The sequence below is a fragment of the Moorena sp. SIO3I8 genome (assembly GCF_010692325.1).
Taxonomy (GTDB): domain Bacteria; phylum Cyanobacteriota; class Cyanobacteriia; order Cyanobacteriales; family Coleofasciculaceae; genus Moorena.
This window is the reverse complement of sequence record NZ_JAAHHW010000287.1, coordinates 1-2210: the sequence shown is the minus strand read 5'-3', so window position 1 is coordinate 2210 and position 2210 is coordinate 1. Positions and strand designations below refer to the sequence as shown.

3 protein-coding genes are annotated in these 2210 nt (G+C 40.5%); all 3 read left to right on the top strand.

Annotation, left to right across the window (positions count from 1 at the left end; genetic code table 11):
• Positions 1-765: cyanoexosortase A (crtA, locus tag F6K51_RS36250; protein ID WP_293030742.1), on the top strand; the 765-nt coding region annotated here is incomplete at its 5' end.
• A 298-nt stretch (positions 766-1063) separates the two neighbouring features.
• The gene (locus tag F6K51_RS36245; protein ID WP_293030739.1) at positions 1064-1669 is read left to right on the top strand and encodes a cyanoexosortase A system-associated protein; all 606 of its coding nucleotides are present in this window, start codon (positions 1064-1066) and stop codon (positions 1667-1669) included.
• A 48-nt stretch (positions 1670-1717) separates the two neighbouring features.
• The coding region (locus F6K51_RS36240) for an HpsJ family protein (RefSeq protein ID WP_293030737.1) at positions 1718-2210 on the top strand (493 nt) is incomplete at its 3' end.

Sequence of the window (2210 nt, the reverse complement as noted above, 5' to 3'; positions counted from 1 at the left end):
GCAATTCAATTGACTCTGGCTGACAGGAGTAACATTGCTGATTTACTAAGTACAAGTTTTTTATTTTGGGTGGCTGTGTCTTACATGGTATGGGAAAAACGCCATACCTTGGACCTAGAAAGTGATATTTTTTCTGGCGTTTTAGGGTCATTATTAATTGGGTTAGTACTGTTGCGATCTACATTTGTATCAGGCTATGACATTTTTATCCGCTTTTCTCCTTTGATTTCAGTATTGGGTTTGGGACTGCTGGCATCTGGAGTGAAGGGATTAAAGCAATATTGGCAGCACCTTACTATATTTTTATGTCTCGCTATACCATCTGGATTGCCAACATTACTGATTGATGTATCCACATTAACTGCTAAGTTTTCTGGATTGCTCCTTTGGTACTCAGGATTTGAAGTCTCTAGGCAAGGGGTTTATTTAATCCTGCCAACCGGAGGAATAGAAGTAAATCCCGGCTGTTCTGGCGTCAGTTCTATGCTTCAGTTGTTGGGAATATCGTTGTTATTCTTATTTATGTTCCCTACTAGCCGGGTTCAAAAATTTTTGGTACCACTGATAGCTATTTTAGTAGGATTTATTGTTAATTCTATTCGAGTTAGCCTGATGGCTATTTTAGTCGCTTATTATAGTTATGAATCCTTTGAATATTGGCATTTTGGAGATGGTTCAATGATATTTTCATTGGCTGCTGTCATTATTTTCGGTTTCTTCTGCAATTTTATACTTCAACAGAATGCACCAAAGACTGAAGATTAAGCCACTAACCTAAAGTCTAAGTATTAGGCATTATTAGATATTAGCTATAAAAAAAGCAGATCAGGGCTAGGTAGTAATAAAGTTGTGCTTCATAGGCTTGTTAGAACCTTAGAGCAATTCAACCATTAGCCTAAACTCTAGAGCGTAGAACCTTAAACCTCATAAACACCCAGGGCTTCTAGTCCCAAGAATGTCCTAGACCTGCAAGCCTTTTACCTTTTGCCTTGATGTCATGCTCGATTGGAAATCACTACGTATTTGGCTGCTAGCTTTTGTTTTTGGGGCTACTTTATCAGTTATGGGCAAAGTAATTTGGTATCCAACTACAAGCGCTCGTCCCATCACCCCTTTTGAATTTCCAGCTACAGTTCCCTTACCAGAATGGCAGCCTCTGGAAAGTCAAGGTTTGACTGGTCAAACGGCTGTTGATAAAACACTACAAGCTGGCAAGCACTATCGATATATTCAGAATGATTTACCTCTAGATATAAAGATGCGCTATTTAGTTCAGAGCGGGGGTGATATTAATAAATTCCTTCAAAAGTACATAGGGATTGAACCTGCTAGTCAAGAATTAATAGTGTCACGCCAGCAGAAAAAAATAGGTTTTCATCGCTTATTTGTGTACCAAGAGCGGGCTTACCTCAGTTCTTGTATCAACCCCCGGGGTGGCAGTATGGTCACCAGTTATCAGTTCAAGAAAAATCGGGATATTTACGATGTACGCTCCCGTCGGCTGCTGCTATGGTTACTGGGTCAGGTAAAGCTACAAGACAACCGTTGTCTGTGGGCTCATCTTTCTATTCCTCTAGAGAATTCTTCCCCTGAAGCTGCCTATCAAGTGCTGGAAAATGTTTGGCCTGACTGGTACGACTGGTGGTATTTACACTTTCCTAAACCTTGAGGTAAGGTTTACGACAATCGTGTCCTATTATGAAGGAATATTTAATATATGACTAAATTAGATGGCAATAAATTGACTGAATCCGTAGAGGATATACGGCAGTTTAACTTTTCTGTTCTAAGGTCTGCGACTCTGTTGCACTGGATAGGTTATGGCCTTTTAGTGCTAACTGTATTTGACGTAGTTGAAACGTTGATCCCACCAAACTTTATGAATCCTGCCTGGGAATTACAGACTATAGGGGCATTGGTGGAACGGGTGCCTGTACCTTTACTCGGCTTAGCCCTGGTGTTTTATGGAGAGCGCCATGGGCGCGAGAGATGGGAAGTCCTGGTTGTGAAGGTTTTATCCTGGTTAGCTTTGGTGCTGGGAGTGCTATATTTCTTGCTGATTCCTTTGGGAATTATTAACACAGTGCGGATTAATAAACAAGTCAGTACTCAAATTACTACTCAAGTTAACCGAGGGATGACCCAATTCCAACAAGTTAAAGAAGCTTTGGAAAAAGTAAATACAGAAGCGGAGATGGAAAAACTTTTGG